Raw genomic sequence first — 25,849 nt, forward strand, 5'->3', positions numbered from 1 at the left:
GCCGCACCCGCCGCGCCCCCCGCGCCTGCCGTGCCCACCGCGTCCCCCGAGCCGGCCGCACCCGCCGCGCCCCCCGCGCCTGCCGTGCCCACCGCATCCCCCGCGCCCCCGTCGCTGGCCGCGCATGCTGCACCCGCCAACACCACCGGCACCGCCACGCCTGCCGCGCCAGCTGCGCCTTCTGCGGCGACCGCGCCCACCGGGGCAGCACCCCCCCACCCCGCCCACAGAAGCGCCCGCATCCTGCTCCCCGTCGTCCTTGCGCTGTTCGCCCTGCCCCTCATCACCGCCGCCCACCACTCGCGGCCCGCCCCCTACGGAGACCACCTCACCGCCCATGCCCACGCGCGCGTGGGCATGGGCATGGGCGCGGACACCGGCGCGGCTCCCGCACTGCGGACAAAGGGGCGGGCCGTCGAGGCGTACGACACAAGGAGCGGCGAGGGTCGCTGGACGTACACGCGTGAAGGGCGTCGGCCCGTCACGCTGCTCGGCGCCCCCGGGCACGCCTTCGTGCTCTGGAGCGACGGGCTGGTCACCGATACCGAGCGCGACGCGGGCAGCTCCGTGCGCTGGCATCGGGCCATCCCGGAGAGCGCCGGCTGGCTGCGTACACCGGCCGCGCGCGGCGGCGCCGGAGTGCTGCGGCCGCTCACCCCGGGGGCGCGGATGCTGGCGGTCGTCACCCCGCACCGCATCGCCGCCTACCGCGCCTCGGACGGCGACCTGCGCTGGGTGCTGCCCGCCCGCCGGGGCTGCGCCTTCGAACCGGGCCGCTCGCTCCGCCGCGACGGCGCCCTCCTGGTCGCCCAGCCCTGCACGGGCGCCGCCACCTCCTGGACGTCCCAGGTCATGGCGGTGGACGACCGCGGAAGGATCGTTCCCGGCCGCACTCCACTGGGCAACGGCGACCTGGAGTAGCGCAGCGGGGGCGGCACGGGCGGCCGGAGCCCAGAAAATTAGTTGCGTTCGCCCGTTAGAATGGCTGCCATGGCAGCTCCTCTCCTCAGTTGGACGGCATAGACACCGGTCCCGAGCACCTAGTCGTCCCACTCGCCGTCCACATCTGTTCAGGAGTACCCCCGTGATCACCGCTTCCGGCATCGAGCTGCGCGCCGGCGCCCGCATCCTCATCGAGAACGCCTCCTTCCGCATCGCGAAGGGCGACCGCATCGGCCTCGTCGGCCGCAATGGGGCGGGCAAGACCACCCTCACCAAGTGCCTGGCGGGTGAGGGCATCCCCGCCGGCGGCACCATCAGCCGCTCCGGAGAGGTCGGCTACCTGCCGCAGGACCCCCGTACGGGCGACCTCGACGTGCTCGCCCGCGACCGCGTCCTCTCCGCGCGCGGACTCGACGTACTGATGCGCAAGATGCGCGAGAACGAACAACGCATCGCGAACGGCGCGGGCGCCACCCGCGAGAAGGCCCTCAAGCAGTACGAGCGCCAGGAGACGGAGTTCCTCACCAAGGGCGGGTACGCCGCCGAGGCCGAGGCCGCCACCATCGCCGCCGCGCTCAACCTCCCCGACCGTGTGCTAGGCCAGCCCCTGCACACCCTCTCCGGTGGTCAGCGCCGCCGCATCGAGCTGGCCCGCATCCTCTTCTCGGACGCCGACACGCTCCTCCTGGACGAGCCGACCAACCACCTCGACGCCGACTCCATCGTCTGGCTGCGGGACTACCTGAAGACGTACCGCGGCGGCTTCATCGTGATCTCCCACGACGTCGACCTGGTCGAGACGGTCGTCAACAAGGTCTTCTACCTGGACGCCAACCGTGCCCAGATCGACGTCTACAACATGGGCTGGAAGCTCTACCAGCAGCAGCGCGAGTCCGACGAGAAGCGCCGCAAGCGCGAGCGTCAGAACGCCGAGAAGAAGGCCGCGACGCTCCACTCGCAGGCCGACAAGATGCGCGCCAAGGCGACCAAGACCGTCGCGGCCCAGAACATGGCGCGGCGCGCGGACAAGCTCCTCGCGGGCCTGGAGGCGGTGCGCCAGAGCGACAAGGTCGCCAAGCTCCGCTTCCCCGAGCCCTCGCCGTGCGGCAAGACGCCGCTGATGGCGGAGGGCCTGTCGAAGTCGTACGGCTCGCTGGAGATCTTCACCGACGTCGACCTCGCGATCGACAAGGGGTCGCGGGTCGTCATCCTCGGCCTCAACGGCGCGGGCAAGACCACGCTCCTCAGGCTCCTCGGCGGCGCCGAGAAGCCCGACACCGGCCAGGTCATCGAGGGCCACGGCCTCAAGCTCGGCTACTACGCGCAGGAGCACGAGACCCTGGACCCCGAGCGCACGGTCCTGGAGAACATGCGCTCGGCCGCCCCCGACCTCGACCTCGTCGAGGTGCGCAAGACGCTCGGCTCGTTCCTCTTCTCCGGAGACGACGTCGACAAGCCGGCCGGCGTGCTCTCCGGCGGTGAGAAGACCCGGCTCGCGCTCGCGACCCTCGTCGTCTCCTCGGCCAACGTCCTGCTCCTGGACGAGCCCACCAACAACCTCGACCCGGCGAGCCGCGAGGAGATCCTCGGCGCCCTGCGCACCTACAAGGGCGCGGTCGTCCTCGTCACCCACGACGAGGGCGCGGTCGAGGCCCTCCAGCCGGAGCGGATCATCCTGCTGCCGGACGGCGTCGAGGACCTGTGGGGCCAGGACTACGCGGACCTCGTGGCGCTCGCCTGAGCCCCGGCGCCAGGGGCGGCGGCGTCCACTTCGCGTGATCGAACCATTGATCCACTGCGTATGGATCATTCGGCCGATCCGTGATCCCCCATCTGTGTGAGCTGTCCTCGTACCGAGGTGTGGCATACACGGATTTTGGTGCCGTCGGGGCATGGAGGCGACCTTCTGCCCCGGCACCGCGCTGACCTGGCCCTTCGTCGCGCGGTCCGATCCGTCGTACGGAATCCAGCAGGCGGAATCATTAGTTCCGCTCGTGGTGGCCCTTTCCGAAGAGCCAAACCTTGTCGTACGGACCTTGCCGAATGGGTGGCCAGGAAGCCCGGGAGGGGTGATCATGAGAAGTCCAGAGCGCACTTCCCATGAGGAGGCACGGGTGGCCGAGACTCTGAAGAAGGGCAGCCGGGTTACCGGCGCCGCGCGCGACAAGCTCGCGGCAGACCTGAAGAAGAAGTACGACGGCGGTGCGAGCATCCGGGCGTTGGCCGAGGAGACCGGCCGCTCGTACGGTTTTGTGCACCGGATGCTCAGCGAGTCCGGCGTCACGCTGCGGGGACGCGGCGGGGCGACGCGAGGCAAGAAGGCCGCCGGCTGACGCAGGCGGCACGCTGTTTCACGCTGTTCAGTGGTCCGATGGTGACCACCCGGTCGATCGTCTGATCGGTCGGGTGGTTACTGTGCAGTCACTTACGGGCGCTTCTGTGCGCCCGGCCCGACTGCATGCATCCCATCGGAGGCACCCATGGCTTCGTCCGACAGCGAGCTCGCACCGGTTCTCGACAAGGACGGCGTACGCCTCACCATCGACGAGGCCGTCGCCACGGTGACGCTGACCAACCCGGCCAAAAGGAACGCCCAATCTCCCGCGCTGTGGAGGGCGTTGGCCGAGGCTGGTCAGCTGCTGCCGGGCAGCGTCCGCGTCGTGGTGCTGCGCGGTGAGGGCAAGTCCTTCTCCGCGGGCCTGGACCGGCAGGCGTTCACGCCCGAGGGCTTCGACGGCGAGCCGTCCTTCATCGACCTCGCGCGCGGCGAAGACGGCGTCCTCGACGCCACGATCGCCGAGTACCAAGAGGCCTTCACCTGGTGGCGGCGGAGCGACATCGTGTCCATCGCCGCCGTCCAGGGCCACGCCATCGGCGCCGGCTTCCAGCTCGCGCTCGCCTGCGATCTGCGGATCGCGGCGGACGACGTGCAGTTCGCCATGCGCGAGACCAGCCTGGGCCTCGTCCCTGACCTCACCGGCACGCACCCGCTCGTGGGGCTCGTCGGCTATGCCCGCGCGCTGGAGATCTGCGCCACCGGACGCTTCGTCCACGCGGACGAGGCCGAGCGGGTGGGCCTCGCCAACCTCGTCGTGCCCGAGGATCAACTCCACGCCGCGGCCAAGGACTTGGCGGCCGCGCTGATCTCCGCGCCACGTGACGCGGTCATCGAGACCAAGGCCCTGCTGCGGGGCGCCGCGGGCCGTTCGTACGAGGAGCAGCGCGTCGCCGAACGCGCCGCACAGGGCCGCCGTCTGCGTGACCTCGCGGGCCTCGGCGACTGACGGCTGCTCCACGGCCATGGGCTACTCCGCGGGCACGGCTACTCCGTGGCCTGCTCCACCGCGGTGACGAGTACGGCCACCGAAGGGCGGTCCGGCAGAGCGTCACCGACCGCCGCGCGGACCGCGAGCGCCACGTCCAGGGCGCGGTGCTCCCGGTCCGTCGCGAGCTCCACGCGCGCGTGGCGGCGCGGCAGCGCGCCCGCCGCCGGGCGCTCCGGGCGTTCCTCGATGTGCACGGCCGCCGCGCCGAGCGCCCCCGTCAGCCGGGTCACCCCGGGCACCGACAGAGCCGCCTGCCCCACGCGCGCCTCGTCGCCGTCGCCTTGGGGCGTCCGAGCCCCAGGCGCACGGGCCGCTTCCGGGCGTACGTCCTTGAGGCCGGTGCCCTCGTCCAGCAGCGCCGTCACCCGCAGATCCACCGCGTCGACCACCAGACCGAGCCGCTGTGCCGCCCCGCCGAGCGCGGCGCGCAGCCGGTCCGCCGAGGCGGGCAGCGGCTGGGCCGTCGCCGCCGCGAAGGCCGCCGCGAGGTCCACCCCCAAGTCCACCGCGAAGTCCGCCGTGATCCGCAGCGGTCCGGGCGGCAGCGCGCTCGGCGGTGGCGGCACCGCGGCGACGTACGCGGTGTCCGGGTCGGCCAGGGCGACGCGGACCCTGCCCAGGCGCACGCCGGTGACCGGTCGCGCCGCACGGCACAGCACGCTGTCCACCGCCGACTCCGTCACCCACGCGCCGTCGCGCGCGCCGCCCAGCGGCAGCACCCGGCCGAGGCCGAGCTGCCGGCGTACCGCCTGGGTCCAATCGTCACCCGTCATGGCCCCACCCTGCCGCATCCCTGGGGCGCCGCCGCGCAACCCGTCCTAATGTGGGCGAAGAAAGCAGATCCCCTTTCGAAACGGACGGGACGGCGATGACCGACGACACCGGAGAGCGGAAGACGTCTCAGACGCTGGAGAAGGACTCCCCGAACCAAGGCCAAGATCAAGGTCAACGTCAAGGCCAAGGCCAAGGCCAAGGCCGAGGTCTGGCGGGCGGCGCGACCGGGCGCGGTGGCGGTGACCCCGCGAGCCGGGGCCGCACCACCATCGCGGACGGAGTCGTCGAGAAGATCGCCGGGCTCGCCGCGCGCGACGTCGACGGCGTGCACGCGATGGGCGGCGGCCTCGCGCGGACCTTCGGGGCCGTGCGCGACCGGGTCCCCGGCGGCTCGAAATCCGTATCGCGAGGGGTGAAGGCCGAGGTCGGCGAGGTGCAGACCGCGCTCGACCTGGAGATCGTCGTCGAGTACGGCGTGCCGATCGCCGATGTCGCGCAGGACGTGCGGGAGAGCGTGATCGGCGCTGTCGAACGCATGACCGGGCTCGAAGTCGTCGAGGTCAACATCGCGGTGAGCGATGTGAAGCTGCCCGACGAGGATGACGACGAGGAACCTCAGGGCCGCCTCCAGTAGGTACCAACCTTCAGCCGCGTCTCGCTAAGGAGCGCACGATGAGCATGGCCGTGATCGGCATGGTGGCGGGAATGGCGCTCGGCTTCGCCGGATACTTCGGCGGATTCGGGGCGTTCCTGCTGGTGGCCGCCTTGGGAGCCGTCGGCTTCGTGGCGGGCCGGTTCCTTGAGGGGGACCTGGAACCCGGCGAGTTCTTCCGCACGCGCGGCGACCGGCGGCGGTGAGCGGTGGCGGCACAGGTCGCGCCCGGGGAGCGCGGCGCCACCCGGATCGCCGACCGGGTCGTCGCGAAGATCGCCGCGTGGGCGGCGCGTGAGGCGATGGAGGCGGTGCCGGCCGACGGCTCACCGCCGCACGCCACGGTCTCCGTACGCCACGAGACCGCCCGCGTCCGCGTCAGCCTCGAACTGGACTACCCCTGCGACATCGGCCGCCAGTGCGGTGCCGTGCGTCACCAAGTCGCCGAGCGGGTAAAAGCGTTGGCGGGGATGGACGTGCCCGAGGTGGTCGTCCAGGTGGAGCGGCTGCACTCGGCGCGGGTACGCGCCGCGGCACAGGGGAGGACACGATGAGCGAGCCCCCGGGGAGCGGCGCCACGCAGCCGCTGCCGGTCGTCGAGAAGGCCCGCCAAGGCGAGGATGAGCTCGACCAGTCGGCCTCCGGTGCCACCTACCATCCGCTGCCCACGCTCTCGGGCGACGACAAGGCGTCCCGGTTCTGGTCGCCGCGCCGGGTGCCCGCCGCCCTTCTCGCCCTGGTGGTCCTGGGCGGCGCGGGGCTGCTCCTGTACGACGTCGTCGCCGTGCGGGCCGACCACCCCGCGATGAGCTGGCGGCGCGACCTCGCCCGCCAGTTCGGCGAGCGCCCTCTCGACGACGACGGGGTGCTCGCCGGAGCCGTCATCGCCGCTCTTGTCGGACTCTGGCTCATCGTGCTCGCCGCGACCCCCGGGCAGCGCGCGCTCCTGCCGATGCGGCGCACCGACTCCGACGTACGCGCCGGGCTGTACCGCGGCGCCGCCGCCACGGTGCTGCGCGACCGTGCCATGGACGTCTCCGGCGTGCAGTCCGTGCGGGTCCGCATGAAGCGCTCCAAGGTGGATGTGCGGGCCGTCTCCCACTTCCGCGAACTCGACGACGTACGCGGCGACCTGGACGCCACGCTGGCCGACGGAATCCGTGATCTCGGTCTCGCGCGCGCCCCCGGACTCTCCGTCCACGTCGCCCGGCCCGGCAGGAAGGGGTGAGTGCGATGCTCCGCACGGTCAACCGCGTGGTCCTCGCCCTGGCCGGGTTCGTGCTGCTCGTCCTCGGCGGCTCTGTACTCGCCGTCGGGCTCGGCGCCTCGCCGCCCTCCTGGTGGATCCACGACGGGCGGCACGACGTCCTGGTCAGCGCGGCCGACCGGGCGCGGTGGCGGGACGAGGGATGGTTCTGGCCCACGGTCATCGGCGTCCTCGCCGTGCTGGTCCTGCTCGCCCTGTGGTGGCTCTCGGCGCAGCTGCGCAGGCGCCGCCTCGCGGAGGTCCTGGTGGAGACCGGCGACGGCGAGGGCGCGCTGCTGCGCGGGCGCGCCATGGAGAACGTCCTGGCCGGGGAGGCGGAGTCACTGGACGGCGTCGACCGGGCCCAGGCCGCCCTGAGGGGCCGCCGCGCCGCCCCGCGAGCACGCGTACAACTCACCCTCGCACCCGACGCCACCCCGGCCGACACGCTGCACCGCTTCTCCTCGGAGATCCTCGCACGCGCCCGCGACTCGGCAGGCTTGACGAGCCTGCCGGCTACGCTACGGCTGCGGGGCGTCAAGCACCGCGCGGGGCGCGTGAGTTGAGGCCCGTAAGGCCCCTCAGGCGGCCCCCGGACGCCGGGACCGTGCCCCCGTCAGAAGCCGCTGCGTGCTCCGCCGTCCACCGGCACCATGATCCCCGTCAGATATGAGGCGGCGGGCGAGAGCAGGAACGCTGTCGTGCGGCCGAACTCCTGGGGTGTGCCGTAGCGGCGCAGCGGGATGCTCGCCTCGTTGGCGGCACGGGTCGCCTCCGAGTCGGGGGAGAGGCCGTCCAGCTGGCGCATGCGGTCGGTGCCGATGCGGCCGGGGAGCACGCCGAGGACGCGGATGCCGCGCGGGCCGAGTTCGTCCGCCAGGGACTTGGCGAACCCGGCGAGCCCCGGCCGCAGGCCGTTGGAGATCGTCAGGCCCGCGATCGGCTCGTACACCGAACCGGACAGCACGAACCCGATGACCCCGCCCTCGGGCAGCTCCGCGGCGGCCGCGCGGGCGAGCCGTACCGCGCCGAGGAAGACCGACTCGAAGGCCGCCTGCCACTGCTCGTCGGTGTTGTCGGCGACGAAGCCGGGCGCGGGCCCGCCGACGCTGATCAGTACGCCGTCGAAGCCGCCGAAGTGCTCGCGCGCCGCCGCGATCAGCCGGTCGGCGACGGCCGGGTCGGCGTTGTCGGCGGCGACACCCACCGCGTTGGGGCCCAGCTCGGCGGCCGCCTCGGCGACCGTCTTCTCGTCGCGGCCGGTGACGACGGCCTTCGCGCCGTCGGCGACCAGCTCGCGCGCGGTGGCGTTGCCGAGGCCGCGGGTCGCGCCGGTGACTACGTAGACACGGTCTTTCAGTCCAAGATCCATGGCCCTATCCTCCCGCGTCCTCACCGAAGAGCGCGAGAGCCGTGTTGACCAGACCGATGTGGCTGAACGCCTGCGGGAAGTTGCCCAGCTGGCGCCCGGACACCGGGTCGTACTCCTCCGCGAGCAGCCCCACGTCGTTGCACAGCGACACCAGGTACTCGAAGAGTTCGCGCGCCTCCTTCGCGCGGCCCGTCATGTGCAACGCGTCCACCAGCCAGAATGAACAGACGAGGAAGGTGCCTTCCTCACCGGGCAGACCGTCGATCACCTTCGCGTCGGACGTGTAGCGGCGCAGCAGACCGTGGTGGTCGAGCTCCGAGCGGACCGCGTCGATCGTGCCGATGACACGCGGATCGTCGGGCGGCAGGAAGCCGGTGTGCGGGATGAGCAGCAAGGAGGCGTCCAGTTCGGTGGAGCCGTAGGACTGCGTGAAGGTGTTGCGCTCCGGGTCGTAGCCCTTCTCGCACACCTCCCGGTGGACCTCGTCGCGCAGCTTCCGCCAGCGGTCCGGGTCGCCGCGCAGCTCGGGGTTCTCCTCCAGGGCGCGCACCGCCCGGTCGGCGGCGACCCACACCATGACTTTCGAGTACACGAAGTGGCGGCCCGGACCGCGTACCTCCCACAGTCCCTGGTCCGGCTCGCGCCACTTCTCACGCAGGAACTCCAGGAGACAGAGTTGGAGATTCCAACCCGGGGGGCGGGTGGTGAGGCCGGCGTGGTGCGCGAGTGAGAGGGAGTCGATGACCTCGCCGTATACGTCGAGCTGCAACTGCTCCACGGCTTTGTTGCCGATCCGCACGGGCGCCGAGCCCTCGTAGCCCGGCAGCCATGGAATCTCGTACTCCGGAAGGCGCCGCTCGCCGGCGAGGCCGTACACGATCTGGAGGTCGGACGCGTTGCCCGCGACCGCGCGCAGCAGCCAGTCGCGCCAGGCCTCGGCCTCCTCCAGATAGCCCGCCATGAGCAGCGCGCCCAGGGTGAGGGTGGAGTCGCGCAGCCAGCAGTATCGGTAGTCCCAGTTGCGTACGCCGCCGATCTCCTCCGGCAGGGAGGTGGTGGGGGCGGCCACGATGCCGCCGGTCGGGGCATAGGTGAGGGCCTTGAGGGTGATGAGCGAGCGCATGACCGCGTCGCGGTACGGGCCGTCGTACTGGCAGCGGGAGGACCAGGCGCGCCAGTCCGCCAGGCTGTCGCGCAGCGCCGCGTACGGGTCGACGAGGGGCGGGCGGGGCTCGTGCGAGGGGTGCCAAGTAAGGACAAAAGCGACCTTCTCCCCCTCCTTGACGGTGAACTCGGAGTGGGTGCCGAAGTCGCGGCCCCAGGTGCGCACGGGCGGTTCGCTGCGCAGCCACACGGAGTCGGGCCCCGCGACGGCGACGCGGTGCCCGTCCACCTTGCGCATCCATGGCACGACCGAGCCGTAGTCGAAGCGGAGCCGGAGCGTGCTGCGCACGGTGACGCTGCCTTTGAGACCTTCGACGATGCGTACGACATCGGGGGAGCGGTCACGCTGTGGCATGAAGTCGGTGACGCGCACCGAGCCGTCCTCGGTGTCCCATTCGGAGTCCAGGACGAGGGAGTCGCGGCGGTAGGCGCGGCGGCTGCACGGGCCCGCGTCCTTCGGGGCGACGCGCCAGTGGCCGTTCTCCTCGTCGCCGAGCAGCGCGGCGAAACAGGCGGCGGAGTCGAAGCGGGGCAGGCAGAGCCAGTCCAGCGAGCCGTCCTTGCCGATGAGGGCGGCGGTCTGGTGGTCGCCGATGAGCGCGAAGTCTTCGATTGGTCGGGGCACGCGGAACGGGTTCCCGGGGGAGGCCCTTGTCAATCGAACGGGACTCGGGTGGACTCAGGCGGTCGCCGGTGCCGCTTCCGGGGCGGGAGCCTCCGCGGCGGCCGCGCGGTCACGGCGCTCCCTGCGGACCAGGACCACCCAGCCGACGGGGACGCCCGCGGCGAACAGCCACCACTGGACCGCGTACGCCATGTGCGGGCCGATGCCGCTGTGGTCGGGCTCACCGATCAGCTCGGGAGTGTCGCCCGGGGGGTCGGGCGAGGTCTGCTCGACATAGCCGCCGAGGACCTGCTTGCCGAGGCTGTCGGCCTGCTGCCCGCTGCTGATCAGCATGATCTGACGGTCGGGCAGGCCGCGGACGTCCTTGATGCCGCTGGCCGCGGACGTCTCGTCGGCCATCAGACGGCCGGTCACGGTGACTTCGCCCTTGGGGGCGGCGGGGATCTTCGGGAAGGCGGTCTGCGGCCCGTCGGCGGGGATCCAGCCGCGGTTGACGAGCAGGACCTTGCCGTCGTCCAGGACGAAGGGAGTCAGCACATGGAAGCCGACCTTGTCGTCGGAGTCGGTGCGGCGCCGCACGACGACCTCGTGCTCCGTGTCGTACGTCCCCTTGGCGCTCACCCGGCGGTACAGGTCCTCCTTGGGCACCTTGTGGCCGGGGGAGGTGATCTCCTCGGCCGGGACCGGATCGGCGGCCAGCGCCTTGGAGATCCGCTGGTTCTGCGCGACGCGGTGCTCGTGCCGGTGCAGCTGCCAGAAACCCAGCTCGACCATCACAGGGATGAGGACGAGGGCGATGAGGGTGAGGATCACCCACTGCCGGGTCAGGAGGAAGCGGTACACCCCACGACCGTACAACTCGGTCGTGAGGTGCCTGGAGGTGGGGTCGGGCGTGAGGCGCTCAGACTTTGTCGATGATGCCCACCCGCCCCTCCGCGCGCGAGCAGTGGGCACCGCAGTACCAGTGGCCGTCCGCCTCGACGCCCTGGCCGATGATGCGGCACCGGCAGTGCTCGCAGATGGGCGCCATGCGGTGGATGGCGCAGGAGAAGCAGTCGAAGACGTGCACCGCGCCTTGTGCGTGCACTTCAAAGGACATGCCGTAGTCGTTTCCGCAGACCTCGCAACGTGCCATGCGCCACAGGGTGGGGCGCCGCGGCGGTGCGGTGCGAGCGGTCGGCGGGCGAGTCGCCCGCAATCACCCGTCTGACGGTCGCGGACTCGCCGACCACGTCGTCACCCGTGCGACGGTCACCGCCCCAAGGTTCACTCGTCCGTGGCGGGCGCCACGTCCTGGAGGAGCTGCCCGAAGGCGGCCTCGTCGATCACCGGCGTGCCGAACGAGCGCGCCTTGACGGTCTTGGAAGTGCCCGAGTCCGGGTCGTTCGTGACGAGCAGACTCGTGAGACGCGACACGCTCGTCGCGATGTGCAGGCCCGTCTCGACCGCCCGGTCCTCAAGCAGCTCGCGCTCCACGGAGGTGTCTCCGGAGAACGCGATCCGCATGCCCTGCTTGAGTGGTTTGCCCGGTTCGTAACGTCCCGGGTTCGGATACGGGCACGCCGGGCGCTTGCGCGAGGGGCGCCAACTTCCGGGCCGGTACGACGAGGAGGGCGCCGGTCCCGTCGACTGGCGGACGACGCGGGGCGCGCCGTCGGACCACTCGGTGAGCGGGCGGCACTCCAGGAGCGGCAGGCGCACATTGCCGCCGGCGGCCGCGTGCAGGCTCGGGCGGAACGCCTCGGCGAGCACGCGCGCGTCGTCCAGGGCATTGTGCGCGTGGCGCTGCTCGACGCCGAAGTGGGCGGCCAGGGACTCCAGCTTGTGGTTGGGCAGGGGCAGCGCCAGCTCCTTGGAGAGCGCGATGGTGCACAGCCGCTGGCGCACGGGGGCGGTGCGCTCCGCGCGTGCGTACTCCCTGGCGATCATCGACCAGTCGAAGACGGCGTTGTGCGCGACGAGGACGCGGCCTTCGAGGCGGCTCGCGAACTCCTCGGCGATGTCCGGGAACAGCGGCGCCTGGGCCAGCGTCTCGCTGGTGAGGCCGTGGATCCAGACGGGGCCCGGATCGCGCTGGGGATTGACCAGCGTGTACCAGTGGTCCTCGATCTCGCCCTGGGCGCCCACGCGGTAGACGGCCGCCGACACTATGCGGTCGTCGCGGGCCAGGCCGGTGGTCTCCACGTCGACGACCGCGTACCCCGTTGGATACGCGGCCGGCCAGGGGATGGCGGACGCTGCGGTCGTGCGGTCTTCGAGCATGGTCCATGAGGATACGGGCCGCCACCGACAGTCATGCCCCCGGTCCGAGAAGCCCCGTCACCAGAGCCTTGACGGAGGTGGTGAACAGGGCCTCCGGATCGAGGGGTCCGGCCAGCGCGCGGGCGAGCGCGCCGTCCCGCTCCGCCGCCTCGGCCGTCCACAGCTCCTCCTCGGCGGGATGCTGGGCCGGGGCGCGTTCACGGTTGCGTTCGACCAGGACGTGGCCGACGACATGGACCTGGACGGCGCGGACGGCGTCGGCGGCACGGGCACCGCGCAGGCCCGCCTCGTGCACTTCGTGGACCAGGGAACGCTGGGCGGGCAGGAACATCCGTTCGGTCAGGCCACGTTCGTGGACCATCGCCACGAGGTGCGGATGGTCGAGCAGTTGGCGGCGCAGGGCGCGGGCCACGGAGACGACGCGCCGCGCGGGGGTGCGGCCGGTGGGGCGGATCTCGCCGAGGTCGGCGAGGGTGCGCTCGACGAGGGCGTCCAGGAGCGCCTCGCGGTTGCCGACGTGCCAGTAGATCGAGGTGACGGCGGCGCCCAGCTCGGCGGCCAGCCTGCGCATCGTCAGGGACCGCGGGCCATGCCGTTTGACAAGACGTGCGGCGGTGTCCAGCACGTCGTCTCTGCTGAGGTGCGTACGCGTCTCTTTACCCTTCACGCTTCCTGTTGTAACTGTGTTACAGAGCAGCCGCAAGCCCGACTACCACAAGCTTGACGAAGGGTGGTACGACATGGCACGCGTACGGTACGGAGCGCGCACCGAGGCGGAGATCGCCGCCGCGCGCACCGCGAGTTCCAAGCTCCCCGACATCTGGTCCACGGGCGTGGTGGCCGTCTGGGAGAGCGATCCCGACGCGGTCGCGGCGGTCCTGCCGCCCCCGCTGAAGCCCGCCGGGCGGCCCCTGGTGCGGGCCAACATCAGCAAGGTCGACCTGCCCGGCTACCCGCTCGGCGCGGGCTCGGTGGCCGTCGCCGCCGAGCACGGGGGAGTGGCCGGCTGGTATCCGCTGGTGATGCCGATGACCCATGAGCGGGCCCTGATCGGCGGGCGCGAGGTCTTCGGCGAGCCGAAGAAGCTCGGCGAGGTGGAGGTCGAGCGCGACGGCATGGTCGTACGTGCCTCGCTGGCCCGGCACGGCATCGCGTTCGTGGAGGTGCGCGGCGCGGTCAGTGGTGCGCTGCCGCTCCCGGAGCCGACCCGGAAGACGGACTTCTACTTCAAGTTCCTGCCCGGGGTGGACGGTTCGGGCTTCGACGCCGACCCGGTGCTCGTGCACTGCGTACGGAACGAGAAGGTCCGCAAGCTGGAGGGCATCACCGGCGACGTCGTCCTGCGGGAGTCGATGTACGACCCGGTGGCCGATCTGCCGGTGCGGGCGATCGTCGAGATCACCATCGGCGAGAAGACCACGGACCAGCAGGGCCGCGTCGTGGAGCGCGTCAGCGCGCAGGCCCTGCTTCCCTACATCCACCAGCGCTACGACGATCCCGCGCAGATCCTCGACGGCCCGCCCGAGGGGAGCGTCTGAGATGGAGCTGCGCGAAGGACAGGTCGCCGTCGTCACCGGCGCGGCGAGCGGCATCGGGCTCGCCATGGCGCGGCGGTTCGCGGCGGACGGCCTGAAGGTCCTCCTCGCGGATGTCGAGGGCGGCGCCCTGGAGAAGGCCGCCGCGGGGCTGCGCGAGGACGGAGCCACCGTGCACGCGCGCGTGGTCGACGTCGGAGACCGCGAGCAGGTCATCACCCTCGCCGACGAGGCGTACGACACGTTCGGCGCCGTCCATGTGCTGTGCAACAACGCGGGCGTCGGCTCGGGCGCCGAGGGCCGCATGTGGGAGCACGAGCCGAACGACTGGAAGTGGGCCTTCGAGGTCAATGTGTGGGGCGTCTTCCACGGCATCCAGGCCTTCGTCCCCCGGATGATCGCGGGCGGCGAGCCCGGACACGTCGTCAACACCTCCTCCGGCGACGGCGGCATCGCACCGCTGCCCACCGCCTCCGTGTACGCGGTCACCAAGGCGGCCGTGGTGACGATGACCGAGTCCCTGTACGCGCATCTGAAGGCGGAGCACGCGCGCGTGGGCGCCTCCGTGCTCTTCCCCGGACCCCACATGCTCCGCACGGGCCTGTGGGAGTCGCACCGCAACCGGCCCGACCGGTACGCCAAGTCCCGCCCCCGCAGAACCCCTTACCGCAGCCTCGACCAGTGGGAGGCCGCGATGAAGGATGCCGGGCAGGAGGTGCGGTTCACGCCCGTCGAGCAGGTCGCGGACTTCGTGGCGGACGGCATCGCGGCGGGCCGCTTCTGGCTGCTTCCGGAGAGCGAGCACAGCGACCGGCAGATCAAGGCGAGGTCGCGGTCGATGCTCGACCGCTCCGACCCGACGTACCTCGAGAACTTCATCCTGGACTGAAAGGAGCGCCAACGATGAGCGACCAGGGTCACCAGAACCCGCAGGACCCGCAGACGCCGCAGGACCCGTACCTGATCATCTCCTCCGACTGCCACGCCGGGCTCCCCACCGAGGAGTACCGCCCCTACCTGGACAGCCGCTTCCACCGCGCCTTCGACGACTTCCTCGGGGAGCGGGACGCACGCCGACAGGAGGCGACCCGGCTAGGCATCCGCAACGACGCGTTCGCCGCCAAGTGGTTCCACGACAACGAGGAGGGCCTGCGCGGCGGCTGGGACACCGCGCAGCGCCTCAAGGAACTGGACGGCGACGGCGTGGCCGCCGAGGTCGTCTTCCCCGACGCGGACGCCGTGGACAGCCAGACCGCCGCGCCCTTCGGCGTCGGCCTCGGCCTCTCCGGAGACCAGGACCCCGAGCTCGGCATGGCGGGCGCGCGGGCGCACAACCGCTGGCTCGCCGAGTTCGTCTCCGAGCACCCCGAACGGCACTGCGGCGTCGCCCTGCTGCCCGTCACCGGTGAGGTCGACCGCGTCGTCGCCGAGATCCACCGCGCCAAGGAGTCGGGGCTCGGCGCGCTGATGATCCCCTCCATGTGGGTCGACAAGGCGCCCTACCACGACCGGCGTTACGACCCGGTGTGGGCGGCGGCGGCCGAGTGCGCGATGCCCGTCCTCACGCACTCCGGGGCGGCACCCCGCCACGAGTACGGCGACCACCTCGGGATCTACGTCTCCGAAGTGACGTGGTGGCCCGCCCGGCCGCTGTGGTTCATGCTCTGGTCCGGCGTCTTCGAGCGCCACCCGGGGCTGAGGTTCGGCGTCGCGGAGTCCGGCTGCTGGTGGCTGCCGAACCTCCTGTGGTTCATGGACCGCCTCTATCTGGGCGCGCACGGCGGCAAGAAGCTCTCCCCGTTCGCCGAGCTGAAGCGCCCGCCGCACGAGTACCTGGACCGGCAGCTCTTCGTCTGCGCCACCAACACCAAGCGCCGCGAGCTGGCCCAGCGCTACGAGATCGGCGTCGACAACATCCTCTGGGGCAGCGACTTCCCGCACCCGGAGGGCACATGGCCCGACACGCGCGCGTGGCTGCGGAAAACCTTCCACGACATCCCGGTGGGGGAGAGCCGCCGCATGCTGGGCCTCGCCGCCGCCGAGGTCTTCGGCTTCGACACGGACAGGCTCGCGCCGCTGGCACGCCGCATCGGCCCGACCCCCGCCGACCTCGGACAGGACACCGACCAAGCGGCCGTGGAGGCCTCGTGGGCCCGCTCGCGCGAGGTGGGCCGCCACTGGCTGACCGACCACGACTTCCCGGTACTGGGGGCGGACACATGAGCGGACATACCAGCGCGGAGCGCTACACCGTGATCTCCGCCGACTGCCACGCGGGCGCCGATCTCCTGGACTACAAGCCCTACTTGGAGTCCCGCCACCACGACGCGTTCGACGCCTGGGCGGCCACGTACGTCAATCCGTACGAGGATCTCCTCGCGGACACCGCCGACCGCAACTGGAACTCGGACCGCCGTATCGCCGAACTCGAAGCGGACGGCATCGTCGCCGAGGTCGTCTTCCCGAACACCATCCCGCCGTTCTTCCCCTCGGCCTCGCTGATGGCCCCGGCCCCCACCCGTGAGGAGTTCGAGCTGCGCTGGGCGGGTCTGCGCGCCCACAACCGCTGGCTCGCCGACTTCTGCGCCGCCGCGCCCGGCCGCAGGGCGGGCGTCTTCCAGATCCTCCTGAACGACGTCGACCAGGCCGTCGAGGAGATCCACCGGTCGGTGGAGGCCGGCCTCACGGGCGGGCTCCTGCTGCCCGGCACCCCGCCGGGCTCGGGCCTGCCGGAGCTCCACTCGGCGGCGTACGACCCGATCTGGGCGGCCTGCGCCGAGCTGGGCGTGCCGGTCAACCACCACGCGGGCTCGGCGTCGCCGCCGCTGGGCGAGGAACCCGCCGCGCGCGCGGTGTTCATGGTCGAGACGACGTGGTTCTCGCACCGGGCGCTGTGGCACCTCGTCTTCGGCGGCGCCTTCCGCCGCCATCCGGGGCTGCGCCTCGTCCTCACCGAGCAGGGCTCCGGCTGGATCCCCGGCGTCCTGGACATGCTGGACTACTACCACGCGCGCCTGGTCGCGGCGGCGACGAGGACAGGGAGCGCCGATACGGCCGAGTCGAAGTTCGGCGCGGGCCTCGCCGAGGCGATGGGCAAGGGCCCCTCCGACGTCTGGCGCGAGAACTGCTTCGTCGGCGCCAGCTTCATGCGCCCGCACGAGGCGGCCCTGCGGGACCGTATCGGCCTCGACAAGATCATGTGGGGCAGCGACTACCCCCACGACGAGGGCACCCACCCCTACTCGCGCGAGGGCCTGCGCGTCGCCTACGCGGGCCTGCCCAGGGACGAGATCGCGGCCATGGTCGGCGGCAACACCGCCCGTGTCTACGGCTTCGACCTGGAGCGGCTCGGGCGCATCGCCGCGCGCGTGGGACCCACGGTCCAGGAACTGGACGAACCCCTCAAAGGGGCCCCGGCCGACGCGACGAGCCCGGTGTTCGCGCCGGGAGGGTCGGTGCGCGTCTGGTGACCTCGGCGGGAGCGGCCGGTGTTTGCGGCAGGGCCTTTGGCGAGGATCACCAACATCCGCTCCCGTACCGCCGGTAATACTTGTCGGTAACAACCTCTAGTCGCGGGCGGGGAGCCGTTCTACGGTGCACGCATGTCCCCGAACCTGCCCGATGTCGTGCTGTGGTCCATCCCGGCTTTCGTGCTGCTCACCGTCGTCGAGATCGTGAGCCACCGGATCCATCCCGATGAGGACGCCGCCGGGTACGAGACCAAGGACGCCACCACCAGCGTCACCATGGGCCTCGGCAGCCTCGCCTTCGACTTCCTGTGGAAGATCCCGATCGTCGCGATCTACTCGGCCGTCTACGCGCTGACGCCGCTGCGCGTGCCGGTCCTGTGGTGGACCGTCCCGCTGATGCTCCTCGCGCAGGACTTCTTCTACTACTGGTCGCACCGGGGCCACCACGTCATCCGCATCCTGTGGGCCTGCCACGTCGTGCACCACTCCAGCCGAAAGTTCAACCTCACGACGGCGCTGCGCCAGCCCTGGACGAGCCTGACGGTGTGGCCGTTCTACCTGCCGCTCATCGCCTGCGGCGTCCACCCGGCGGCGCTCGCCTTCTGTTCCTCGGCCAACCTCGTCTACCAGTTCTGGATCCACACCGAGCGCATCAAAAAGCTGCCCCGCCCCTTCGAGTTCGTCTTCAACACGCCCTCGCACCACCGCGTCCACCACGCGTCCCAGGGCGGCTATCTGGACCGCAACTTCGGCGGCATCCTCATCGTCTGGGACCGCGTGTTCGGCTCCTGGGTGGCGGAGACCGACCGCCCCGTGTACGGCCTGACGAAGAACATCACCACGTACAACCCGCTGCGCGTCGCCACCCACGAGTACGCCGCCATCGCCAAGGACGTGAAGGCGGCGACCAGTTGGCGAGAGCGGGCCGGGCGGGTCCTCCGCGGCCCCGGATGGCAGCCGAAGGCTCCCGAGGCGCCCACGGCCCCCGTACGGGCCTCCGAGGCGACAGGCTCCGAGACGACAGCCCCCGAGGCGACAGCCGCCGAGGCGACAACCCCCGAGACAGCAGCCGCCGAGGCGACGGTCGCGGAGCGGGCGGCATGACGGGGCGGCCCGCGCCGAGGCTGCTCCTCGGCGCCTTCGGCCTCGCCGCGCTCGGGGACCTCCTCGCGCTTCTCGCGGACTTCGACCCCGGCCACGCCGTCCTCAAGCCGCTGCTCATGCCGCTCCTCGCGGCGTACGCGGCTGTGCGGCGGGGCCCGCGACTCCTGATCGCCGCCCTCCTCCTCGGCTGGGGCGGCGACACCCTCCTGCTCTTCGACGCCGAACCCGCCTTCCTCGCCGGAATGGGCTCCTTCGCCGCCGGGCACATCTGCTACCTCGTACTCTTCAAGCGGTACGGCGACACCACGAGGTACGCCCGTACGGGCGGCTCGCCACGCGCGCGTGGAGCGGCGCTCGTGGCGGCCTACGCCCTCGCGCTCGCCGTCACCGTGGCGCTGCTCTGGCCTGACCTGCCGGCCGACATGCGGGGCCCCGTCGCGGGCTACAGCCTGCTGCTCACCACCATGGCGTTCGGCGCGACCACGCTGGGCCTCACGGCAGCCGCCGGAGGGGCGCTGTTCCTGCTGTCGGACACGCTCATCGCGACCGGCGTCGCCGAGTGGCCGCAGCTGCCCCGGCCCGACTTCGCGATCATGCTCACCTACATCGCGGCGCAGTTCCTGCTGGCCAGAGCCGTGCTGGTCACAACCCTCCAGTGCGAAGGTCACCAGCGGATCGGCACCGGCACCGCGGTCAGCAGCGCCGAAAGCACGACGACCACGGCCAGCGCCATCACCTCTGCGCGCGCGGGGACGTAGGTGTGGAGCCGGTCGCCCGTGCCGCGCAGCCGGTGGCGGGCCAGCAGCGCGAGCACGGCGACCACGGCCACGAGCAGTACCTTGGCGAGCAGCGTGCGGCCGTACGCCGTCTCGGTGAGCTGGTCCACGACCGTGCTCGGCGGCATCCGGCGCAGCGTGCTGCAGATCCCGGTCACGGTGATGGCCGCGAACAGAACGGCGGCCACGCGCGCGTAGAGGCCGAGAACGGCGACGCTCGCCTCCGGAGCGGTCGTCCGCCACCGCCGCAGCATCCGCAGGACGTACAGCAGACCACCCGCCCATAGCGCCCCGCACGTCAGGTGCACGAGCGTGAGACCGCTGCCGACCAGCGGGGAGTCCTCCACCGGAGGGTGGGCACGCAGCGCCTCGGCGACGATCACGGCGGCCAGGGGGAGAGCCGCCACCGCGGGGCGCCGCGAGCGGGCGCACAGCGCGGCCACGACGAAGGCGTTGACCTCCAGAAGGGCGAGCCTGCCGTCCCGGGAGTCGTAGAGCCGCCCGATGTCCAGGTCGGAGAGCTGCTGCGGGACGAGATTGCCGTTAGCCACGATCGCGGCGAGCCCGAGCGCCGCGGCGCACCCCGCCCACGCCGCGTACGCCGCCCAGCCGCGCGGCACACGGTCCAGCGGCGCCCCCGGGACACGGCGGGCGAGCCGCGTCCCGAACACCTCGCCCAGCTGCACGCACAGCGCGCCGAATACGACCGCCCGCAGAAACGTGATCCCGCCCGTGCCGGGGGCCTGCGCCTCGCCGGTGCCGCGCAGCGCGACCGAGGGGCCGAGCAGCGGGACCAGCGCGGCGACGGCCACCAGGACGAGCACGGCCACGGCGCGCCCGACGGAAGGCCGTCGACGCGGGGCGTGGTGCGAGGCGGGGGGCGCGGCCGCCACCTCGCCCCCGGAAGACGGTCGCATGGAACTCACCACAAGATCTTCACCAGGGGTGACCGCACCCGGCAAGTCGGGAGCAGGGAGGGGCCGGGCGGTGCACCACCGCCCGGCCCCCTCGTCACACCGTCACCTCACGCTACTCGCGCACGGCGTCCAAGGCGTCGGCCATGCCCACGCCGTAGAACCCGTTCTTGTTCTTGCCGCCCTCGCAGACCGCGTCGGCCTTGCCGTCACCGTCGAAGTCGTACGGATCGGTGCAGGCCATCGCGTCCGCCTGGCGGTACAGGAGCGCCTTGATCCGCGCCGGCGAGGCGTGCGGGTGCGTGGACTTCAGGAGTGCGGCCACGCCCGCGGCGTGCGGCGACGCCATCGACGTACCGCCCTTGTAGCCGAACTTGCCGCCCGGCAGCGTCGAAAGGATCCTGCCGTCGACGGCAGGCGGGTTGGGCGCCTGGTACCGGGTGGCGTCGCCGCCCGGGGCCGTGATGTCGATGACGCCCTTGCCGTAGTTCGAGTACGACGCCTTGATGTCCTTGGCACCGGTGGCGGAGACCGTCACGACGCCGGGCAGCTGCGACGGAAGGTCGAAGCAGTCCTTCGTCTTGATGGTGCGGGGCACCGGAGTGGTGTCGTTGGGGCTCGTCGTGTCGACGATCTCGTCCTGGGCGAGGTCGGTCTTCGCGTTGCCCGCGGCCGCGACGTTCACCGCGCCCTTGCGCTCGGCGTACCTCGCGGCCCGGCCGACGGCGTCGACCAGCGCCTTCTGGTCGTCGTCCGTCGTGCAGTTGAACAGCCACGGGTCGGTGTAATAGCTGTTGTTGGTGACATCCACGCCGTGGTCGGCCGCCCACACGAAGCCGCAGACGACGGCCTCCGTGTAGTACAGGCCGGTCGCGGGCTCCGCCACCTTCAGGCTCGCCACCTTCACGCCGGGCGCGACCCCGGTGATGCCGGTGCCGTTCTTCGCGGCGGCTATCGAGCCCGCCACGTGCATGCCGTGGTCGCTCTCCTTGGCCACCGGACGCCACGCGTTGTCCTTCTGGACGGGCACGCCGCCCAGGCAGCTCGCGGACGCCCGGCGGTCGAAGTTGGGCGCTATGTCGGGGTGCGTGTCGTCGACCCCGGAGTCGAGGACGGCGACCGTGACCTTGCGGCTGCCGAGCGATATCTCGTGCGCCTTGTCCGCCTTCATGGCGGGCAGGTCCCACTGGAGCGGCTCCAGCTCGTCCTGCCCCGCCGACGCCCTGCCCGCCGCGGCCTTCGCCTCGTCGGCGGTCAGCGGCCGCTCGGCGTCCAAGGCGTTGTCGGACTGCGCGGAGAGCGGGGCCGTCCGGGTCGCGCCCGCCGAGTCGACGCCCTTCGCCTCACGGATCGTCCTGGCGAAGTCCGGGTTCGCCGAGTGGACGACGATGACACCGATCTTGTCGTACGCGATGACGACGTCGCCACCGGCCTTGGTGATGGCCTTCTTGACGCGCTGGGAACTTCCCTTGCCGGGGAGGACGTTCACCACATAGCTCATCGATGTGGCATCCGAGGCCGCGGCGGACGCCGAAGCGGGCGCGTCCGGCATCGAGGCGGGCCGCGCCGACGCCGAACCCGGCAGGAAGGCGACGGCCGACGCCACCGCCACCCCGAGCGGGATGGCCAGCGCGCGGCGGGAGCGCGGGAAGGCGGCGGCCTTGCTGGGGAACCTGGTCACGTCCGTACCCCCCGTCACTTCTTCTTCACGGCGTCGAGCGCGTCGACGAGACCGCTGCCGTAGAAGCCGTTCCTGCCCTTGCCGCCGCTCTCGCAGACCGCGTCGACGTCACCGTCGCCGTCCGGGTCGTACGGCCCGGCCGGGCACTCCATGCGGTCGGCCTGCGCCTTGAGGAGGCGCTGCAGTTCGGCCGGGCCCGCCTTGGGGTGCGTGGACTTCAGCAGCGCGGCGACGCCCGCGGCGTGCGGCGCGGCCATCGACGTACCGCGCAGCCAGCCGTACTCGCCGTTCGGCATGGTGGAGAGGATGTTGCCGTTCTTGGACGGGGTGTCGGTCGGCAGTTGGTACTTGTCGCCGCCCGGGGCCGTGACGTCGACGACGCCCTTGCCGTAGCTGGAGTACGACGACTTGAGGTTCTTGACACCGGTCGCGCTGGTGGTGACGACGCCCGGCAGCTGGGTCGGTATGTCGAGGCACTCGTGCGGGTCGATGGTGCGGGTCACCGGCGTGGAGTCGTCCGGGCTGGACTTGTCGACGATCGCGTGGGAGTCCAGGTCGTGGTTGGAGTTGCCCGCGGAGGCGACGTTGAGGATGCCCTTGCCCTTGGCGTACAGCTGGGCGCGGTTGACCGCGTCGAGGATGGCCTTCTGGTCCGGGTCGTCCTTGCAGTTGTACAGCCACGGGTCCACGTAGTAGCTGTTGTTGGTGATCTCGACGCTGTGCTCGGCGGCGAACACGAAGGCGCAGACCACGTTCTCCGGGTAGAACAGCTCATCGACCGGGTCGGCGACCTTGATGCCCGCTATCTTGACGCCGGGCGCGACGCCCGCGACGCCGACGCCGTTGCGCGCGGCGCCTATCTCACCCGCCACGTGCGTGCCGTGGTAGTGGTCCTTGTTCGCCGGGCGCCAGGCCCCGGCCGAGGTGTCCGCCTTGCCGCCGACACAGCTCGCGGACTGCGACGCCGAGAAGTTCGGGGCGAGGTCCGGGTGGGTGTCGTCGACGCCGGTGTCGATCACGGCGACGGTGACCTTCTTGCTGCCCGGGTTGATCCTGGCCGCCTTGTCGGCGCCGATCGCCCGCAGGTCCCACTGGTCGGCCTCCATCGGCTCGGCGCCGGGAGCGGCGCTCCGCTTCAGGGACTTGGCGTCGGCCTCGGACAGGAGCTTCGCCTTGCCGTCGTCCGTGGTGCCCGCCGCCCGCAGCGGAGCGGTGTGGGTCGCGCCCGCGGACTGCACACCGCGCACGTCACGCATCCGCTCGCCGAACTTCGGATCCGACGAGTGCGCGACGATGACGCCGATCTTCTGGTGCGCCACGACGACGGAGCCGCCGGCCTTGGCTATCGCACGCTTCACGTACGCCATCGTCTTGTGGTCCGCGCGGGTGTTGACGACGTACGCGAAGACGGGGGCGTCCTTCGCGGCCGACGCCGACGCCGACACGGGGGCGGGCGACTCGTTCGGGGCCGCCGTCGCGGCACCGGGCACAAAGCCGACCGAGGCGGCGAGCGCGATACCGAGCGGCACGGTCAGCGCCGTACGGCGTCTGGAACGCAGATGAGCCATGGGATCTCCACATCATCCGGATACGGAACCGCCCGAACACAGCTGGTGCTCGGGCAGGTACATGACGGGTCGTGCAGGGCGAAGCTATCTCCCGAACTCCCAGGCCAGCAATGCCTTCCGGAAGAACCGGAAGAAACCGGTGAGTCGGGGCGCGTCGCACGCGCCGCCGTGACGTTGAGCAGACAACAGAAGCAACATCAACCCCTGTCGGATCACGTCCTGTGGCCTTAGCATCGCCATCCGTGGCTCACGTGATCCGCGTCACGCCGGATGTGAGACCAGACCCCCATGGAACAACTGTCCGTCCCCACCCCACCCGCACCACGAGGAGACTCCGTGGCCACCGACGCACCGCCCCCTTCGAAGGGTGGCGCAGGAAAAGAACCCACTCCCCACGCGCCCTCCACGGAAGAGTTCACCGAGGTGCAGGAGAGCGCGGAATTCGGTGAACTGCGCCGCGCCCACCGCTCGTTCGCCTTCCCGCTCACCATCGCCTTCATCACCTGGTACCTCGTGTACGTCCTGCTCTCCAACTACGCGGGCGACCTCATGGGCGCCAAGCTGTTCGGCAACATCAACGTCGCCCTGGTGCTCGGCCTCGGGCAGTTCCTGACCACGTTCCTCATCGCCTGGTTCTACTCGCGGCACGCCGCGGCGAAACTCGATCCCAAGTCCGAGGCGATCAAGTCCCGTATGGAGTCCGGCATGAAGTCCCGCACGGAGGACGACGCATGAGCCCCGCGCACACCGCCGTCATCGACCTCGCGGCGGCGTCCGACGCCTCCCAGCACCGGCCGCTGATCATCAGCCTCTTCGCGGCCTTCGTCGTCGCCACCCTCGTCATCACCGTCTGGGCCGGCCGGCAGACCAAGAGCGCCGCCGACTTCTACGCGGGCGGACGCCAGTTCACCGGCTTCCAGAACGGCCTGGCGATCTCCGGCGACTACATGTCCGCCGCGTCCTTCCTCGGCATCGCGGGCGCCATCGCCCTCTTCGGATACGACGGCTTCCTCTACTCCATCGGCTTCCTGGTCGCCTGGCTGGTGGCGCTGCTCCTGGTCGCCGAACCGCTGCGCAACTCCGGCCGCTACACCATGGGTGACGTGCTCGCGTACCGCATGCGCCAGCGCCCCGTCCGCACCGCCGCCGGCACCTCCACCATCGTCGTGTCGATCTTCTACCTGCTCGCGCAGATGGCGGGCGCCGGCGTCCTGGTCTCGCTGCTGCTCGGCATCACCTCCGACGCGGGCAAGATCCTCATCGTCGCCCTCGTCGGCGTCCTGATGATCGTCTACGTCACCATCGGCGGCATGAAGGGCACCACCTGGGTGCAGATGGTCAAGGCCGTCCTGCTCATCACCGGCACCGTGCTCATCACCTTCCTCATCCTCCTGAAGTTCAACTTCAACGTCTCCGACCTGCTCGGCTCCGCCGCCTCCAACAGCGGGCAGGGCTCGAAGTTCCTGGAGCCCGGCCTCAAGTACGGCGTCAGCGCCACCTCCAAGCTGGACTTCATCTCGCTCGGCATCGCCCTCGTCCTCGGCACCGCCGGACTGCCGCACATCCTGATCCGCTTCTACACCGTCCCCACGGCCAAGGCCGCCCGCAAGTCCGTGAACTGGGCCATCGGCATCATCGGCGCCTTCTACCTGATGACCATCGTCCTCGGCTTCGGCGCCGCGGCCCTGCTCAAGCCCGGCGAGATCATCGCCTCCAACAAGGCGGGCAACACCGCGGCGCCACTCACCGCCATGGAGATCGGCGGCGGCGGCGACTCCGCCGGCGGCGCGATCCTCCTCGCGGTGATCTCCGCGGTCGCCTTCGCCACGATCCTCGCCGTCGTCGCGGGCCTGACCCTGGCCTCGTCCTCGTCCTTCGCGCACGACATCTACGCCAACGTCATCCGCAAGGGCAAGGCCACCGAGAAGGAGGAGATGAAGGCGGCCCGCTGGGCGACCGTCTTCATCGGCGTCGTCTCCATCGCGCTGGGCGCCCTGGCCCGCGACCTGAACGTCGCCGGTCTCGTCGCCCTCGCCTTCGCGGTCGCCGCCTCCGCGAACCTCCCGACGATCCTCTACAGCCTCTTCTGGAAGAAGTTCACCACCCAGGGCGCGCTCTGGTCGATCTACGGCGGTCTGGCCGCGGCCGTCGGCCTGGTGCTGTTCTCCCCGGTCGTCTCCGGCAAGCCCTCCTCGATGTTCCCCGACGCGAACTTCGACTTCTTCCCCCTGGAGAACCCCGGCCTGATCTCCATCCCGCTCGGCTTCCTGCTCGGCTGGCTCGGCTCGATCCTCTCCAAGGAGAAGCCGGACAAGGGCAAGTACGCCGAGCTCGAGGTCAAGTCCCTCACCGGCGTCGGGGCCCACTGACAGGAAATCGTTCACACGCCCGTAGCGGCCGCGTCGTAGAGTCCTACGACGCGGCCGCACCGTTCCTCG

General features: G+C 71.4%; 27 protein-coding genes. 17 read left to right on the plus strand and 10 right to left on the minus strand.

From position 1 onward, the window contains the following. The 4 genes from ACWDZ7_RS36265 to ACWDZ7_RS36280 all read left to right on the plus strand — a co-directional run. Positions 1–921, plus strand: a 921-nt coding sequence (locus ACWDZ7_RS36265) for a hypothetical protein (protein ID WP_451803003.1), incomplete at its 5' end; no start/stop codon positions are given. A 163-nt stretch (positions 922–1,084) separates the two neighbouring features. Beyond that, complete coding sequence (locus ACWDZ7_RS36270) at positions 1,085–2,683, plus strand: ABC-F family ATP-binding cassette domain-containing protein (protein WP_451803004.1); 1,599 nt, start codon at positions 1,085–1,087, stop codon at positions 2,681–2,683. 373 nt (positions 2,684–3,056) lie between these two features. Next, positions 3,057–3,275 (plus strand): helix-turn-helix domain-containing protein, encoded by a 219-nt coding sequence (locus tag ACWDZ7_RS36275; RefSeq protein WP_451517477.1) that lies wholly within the window; start codon positions 3,057–3,059, stop codon positions 3,273–3,275. 147 nt (positions 3,276–3,422) lie between these two features. Beyond that, entirely contained in the window at positions 3,423–4,226 is an 804-nt protein-coding gene (locus ACWDZ7_RS36280; RefSeq protein WP_451803005.1) for an enoyl-CoA hydratase/isomerase family protein, read from the plus strand. 38 nt (positions 4,227–4,264) lie between these two features. Here ACWDZ7_RS36280 and ACWDZ7_RS36285 read toward each other — a convergent pair whose 3' ends face one another. Continuing rightward, the gene (locus tag ACWDZ7_RS36285) at positions 4,265–5,041 is read right to left on the minus strand and encodes a nucleopolyhedrovirus P10 family protein (protein WP_451803006.1); all 777 of its coding nucleotides are present in this window, start codon (positions 5,039–5,041) and stop codon (positions 4,265–4,267) included. 95 nt (positions 5,042–5,136) lie between these two features. Between ACWDZ7_RS36285 and ACWDZ7_RS36290 the strand changes: the two genes are divergently transcribed. Genes ACWDZ7_RS36290 through amaP form a run of 5 tightly spaced genes read left to right on the plus strand, consistent with a single transcriptional unit; the run spans position 5,137 to position 7,506 of the window. Then, positions 5,137–5,676 (plus strand): Asp23/Gls24 family envelope stress response protein, encoded by a 540-nt coding sequence (locus ACWDZ7_RS36290; RefSeq protein ID WP_451803007.1) that lies wholly within the window; start codon positions 5,137–5,139, stop codon positions 5,674–5,676. Between the two features lie 38 nt (positions 5,677–5,714). Further along, the gene (locus ACWDZ7_RS36295) at positions 5,715–5,900 is read left to right on the plus strand and encodes a hypothetical protein (protein ID WP_451803008.1); all 186 of its coding nucleotides are present in this window, start codon (positions 5,715–5,717) and stop codon (positions 5,898–5,900) included. Between the two features lie 3 nt (positions 5,901–5,903). After that, the gene (locus ACWDZ7_RS36300; protein ID WP_451803009.1) at positions 5,904–6,248 is read left to right on the plus strand and encodes a hypothetical protein; all 345 of its coding nucleotides are present in this window, start codon (positions 5,904–5,906) and stop codon (positions 6,246–6,248) included. Then, a complete protein-coding gene (locus ACWDZ7_RS36305; protein WP_451803010.1) occupies positions 6,245–6,922 on the plus strand; it encodes a DUF6286 domain-containing protein in 678 nt (225 codons plus the stop codon). Before ACWDZ7_RS36300 ends, ACWDZ7_RS36305 begins: the two co-directional genes overlap by 4 nt. Next, on the plus strand, positions 6,919–7,506 hold the full coding sequence (amaP, locus tag ACWDZ7_RS36310) for an alkaline shock response membrane anchor protein AmaP (RefSeq protein ID WP_451803011.1): 588 nt from the start codon (positions 6,919–6,921) through the stop codon (positions 7,504–7,506). Before ACWDZ7_RS36305 ends, amaP begins: the two co-directional genes overlap by 4 nt. Before the next feature lie 50 nt (positions 7,507–7,556). On the opposite strand, the gene ACWDZ7_RS36315 is transcribed toward amaP, so the two are convergent. The 6 genes from ACWDZ7_RS36315 to ACWDZ7_RS36340 all read right to left on the minus strand — a co-directional run bounded on the left by ACWDZ7_RS36315 (position 7,557) and on the right by ACWDZ7_RS36340 (position 13,030). Next, on the minus strand, positions 7,557–8,312 hold the full coding sequence (locus ACWDZ7_RS36315) for an SDR family oxidoreductase (protein ID WP_451803012.1): 756 nt from the start codon (positions 8,310–8,312) through the stop codon (positions 7,557–7,559). A gap of 4 nt (positions 8,313–8,316) precedes the next feature. After that, positions 8,317–10,101: a glycoside hydrolase family 15 protein gene (locus tag ACWDZ7_RS36320; RefSeq protein WP_451803013.1), complete on the minus strand. Its 1,785-nt coding sequence runs from the start codon at positions 10,099–10,101 to the stop codon at positions 8,317–8,319. Between the two features lie 54 nt (positions 10,102–10,155). Continuing rightward, entirely contained in the window at positions 10,156–10,944 is a 789-nt protein-coding gene (locus ACWDZ7_RS36325; RefSeq protein WP_451517467.1) for an SURF1 family cytochrome oxidase biogenesis protein, read from the minus strand. Between the two features lie 58 nt (positions 10,945–11,002). After that, positions 11,003–11,236, minus strand: coding sequence for a hypothetical protein (locus tag ACWDZ7_RS36330; protein WP_451517466.1), 234 nt, complete (start codon positions 11,234–11,236; stop codon positions 11,003–11,005). A 131-nt stretch (positions 11,237–11,367) separates the two neighbouring features. After that, entirely contained in the window at positions 11,368–12,363 is a 996-nt protein-coding gene (locus ACWDZ7_RS36335) for a DEDDh family exonuclease (RefSeq protein WP_451803014.1), read from the minus strand. A gap of 31 nt (positions 12,364–12,394) precedes the next feature. Further along, positions 12,395–13,030 carry a TetR/AcrR family transcriptional regulator gene (locus ACWDZ7_RS36340; protein WP_451803015.1) on the minus strand — a complete coding sequence of 212 codons (636 nt, stop codon included), beginning with the start codon at positions 13,028–13,030 and terminating at the stop codon, positions 12,395–12,397. Between the two features lie 73 nt (positions 13,031–13,103). On the opposite strand from ACWDZ7_RS36340, the gene ACWDZ7_RS36345 reads away from it, so the two are divergent. From ACWDZ7_RS36345 to ACWDZ7_RS36370, 6 genes are all read left to right on the plus strand, one after another. After that, on the plus strand, positions 13,104–13,901 hold the full coding sequence (locus tag ACWDZ7_RS36345; RefSeq protein ID WP_451803016.1) for an acetoacetate decarboxylase family protein: 798 nt from the start codon (positions 13,104–13,106) through the stop codon (positions 13,899–13,901). A gap of 1 nt (position 13,902) precedes the next feature. After that, complete coding sequence (locus ACWDZ7_RS36350; RefSeq protein ID WP_451803017.1) at positions 13,903–14,787, plus strand: SDR family NAD(P)-dependent oxidoreductase; 885 nt, start codon at positions 13,903–13,905, stop codon at positions 14,785–14,787. Positions 14,788–14,801: 14 nt separating this feature from the next. Then, complete coding sequence (locus ACWDZ7_RS36355; protein WP_451803018.1) at positions 14,802–16,121, plus strand: amidohydrolase family protein; 1,320 nt, start codon at positions 14,802–14,804, stop codon at positions 16,119–16,121. Beyond that, a complete protein-coding gene (locus ACWDZ7_RS36360) occupies positions 16,118–17,368 on the plus strand; it encodes an amidohydrolase family protein (RefSeq protein ID WP_451803019.1) in 1,251 nt (416 codons plus the stop codon). The genes ACWDZ7_RS36355 and ACWDZ7_RS36360 overlap by 4 nt, the downstream gene beginning before the upstream one ends. A 132-nt stretch (positions 17,369–17,500) precedes the next feature. Then, complete coding sequence (locus ACWDZ7_RS36365; protein WP_451803020.1) at positions 17,501–18,472, plus strand: sterol desaturase family protein; 972 nt, start codon at positions 17,501–17,503, stop codon at positions 18,470–18,472. Next, entirely contained in the window at positions 18,469–19,230 is a 762-nt protein-coding gene (locus ACWDZ7_RS36370; RefSeq protein WP_451803021.1) for a lysoplasmalogenase, read from the plus strand. The genes ACWDZ7_RS36365 and ACWDZ7_RS36370 overlap by 4 nt, the downstream gene beginning before the upstream one ends. Here ACWDZ7_RS36370 and ACWDZ7_RS36375 read toward each other — a convergent pair. From ACWDZ7_RS36375 to ACWDZ7_RS36385, 3 genes are all read right to left on the minus strand, one after another. Continuing rightward, positions 19,137–20,165, minus strand: coding sequence for a CopD family protein (locus ACWDZ7_RS36375; RefSeq protein WP_451803022.1), 1,029 nt, complete (start codon positions 20,163–20,165; stop codon positions 19,137–19,139). The genes ACWDZ7_RS36370 and ACWDZ7_RS36375 overlap by 94 nt on opposite strands. Before the next feature lie 112 nt (positions 20,166–20,277). After that, positions 20,278–21,843 carry a S8 family peptidase gene (locus ACWDZ7_RS36380; RefSeq protein ID WP_451803023.1) on the minus strand — a complete coding sequence of 522 codons (1,566 nt, stop codon included), beginning with the start codon at positions 21,841–21,843 and terminating at the stop codon, positions 20,278–20,280. Between the two features lie 14 nt (positions 21,844–21,857). Continuing rightward, on the minus strand, positions 21,858–23,411 hold the full coding sequence (locus ACWDZ7_RS36385) for a S8 family peptidase (RefSeq protein ID WP_451803024.1): 1,554 nt from the start codon (positions 23,409–23,411) through the stop codon (positions 21,858–21,860). 336 nt (positions 23,412–23,747) lie between these two features. Between ACWDZ7_RS36385 and ACWDZ7_RS36390 the strand changes: the two genes are divergently transcribed. Together ACWDZ7_RS36390 and ACWDZ7_RS36395 are read left to right on the plus strand one after the other, a co-directional pair. Further along, positions 23,748–24,146, plus strand: a complete 399-nt coding sequence (locus tag ACWDZ7_RS36390) for a DUF485 domain-containing protein (RefSeq protein ID WP_451803025.1) — start codon at positions 23,748–23,750, stop codon at positions 24,144–24,146. Further along, positions 24,143–25,780 carry a solute symporter family protein gene (locus ACWDZ7_RS36395; protein WP_451803026.1) on the plus strand — a complete coding sequence of 546 codons (1,638 nt, stop codon included), beginning with the start codon at positions 24,143–24,145 and terminating at the stop codon, positions 25,778–25,780. Before ACWDZ7_RS36390 ends, ACWDZ7_RS36395 begins: the two co-directional genes overlap by 4 nt. Positions 25,781–25,849: the final 69 nt, after the last annotated feature.

It is taken from the genome of Streptomyces sp. NPDC003032, from assembly GCF_053591415.1.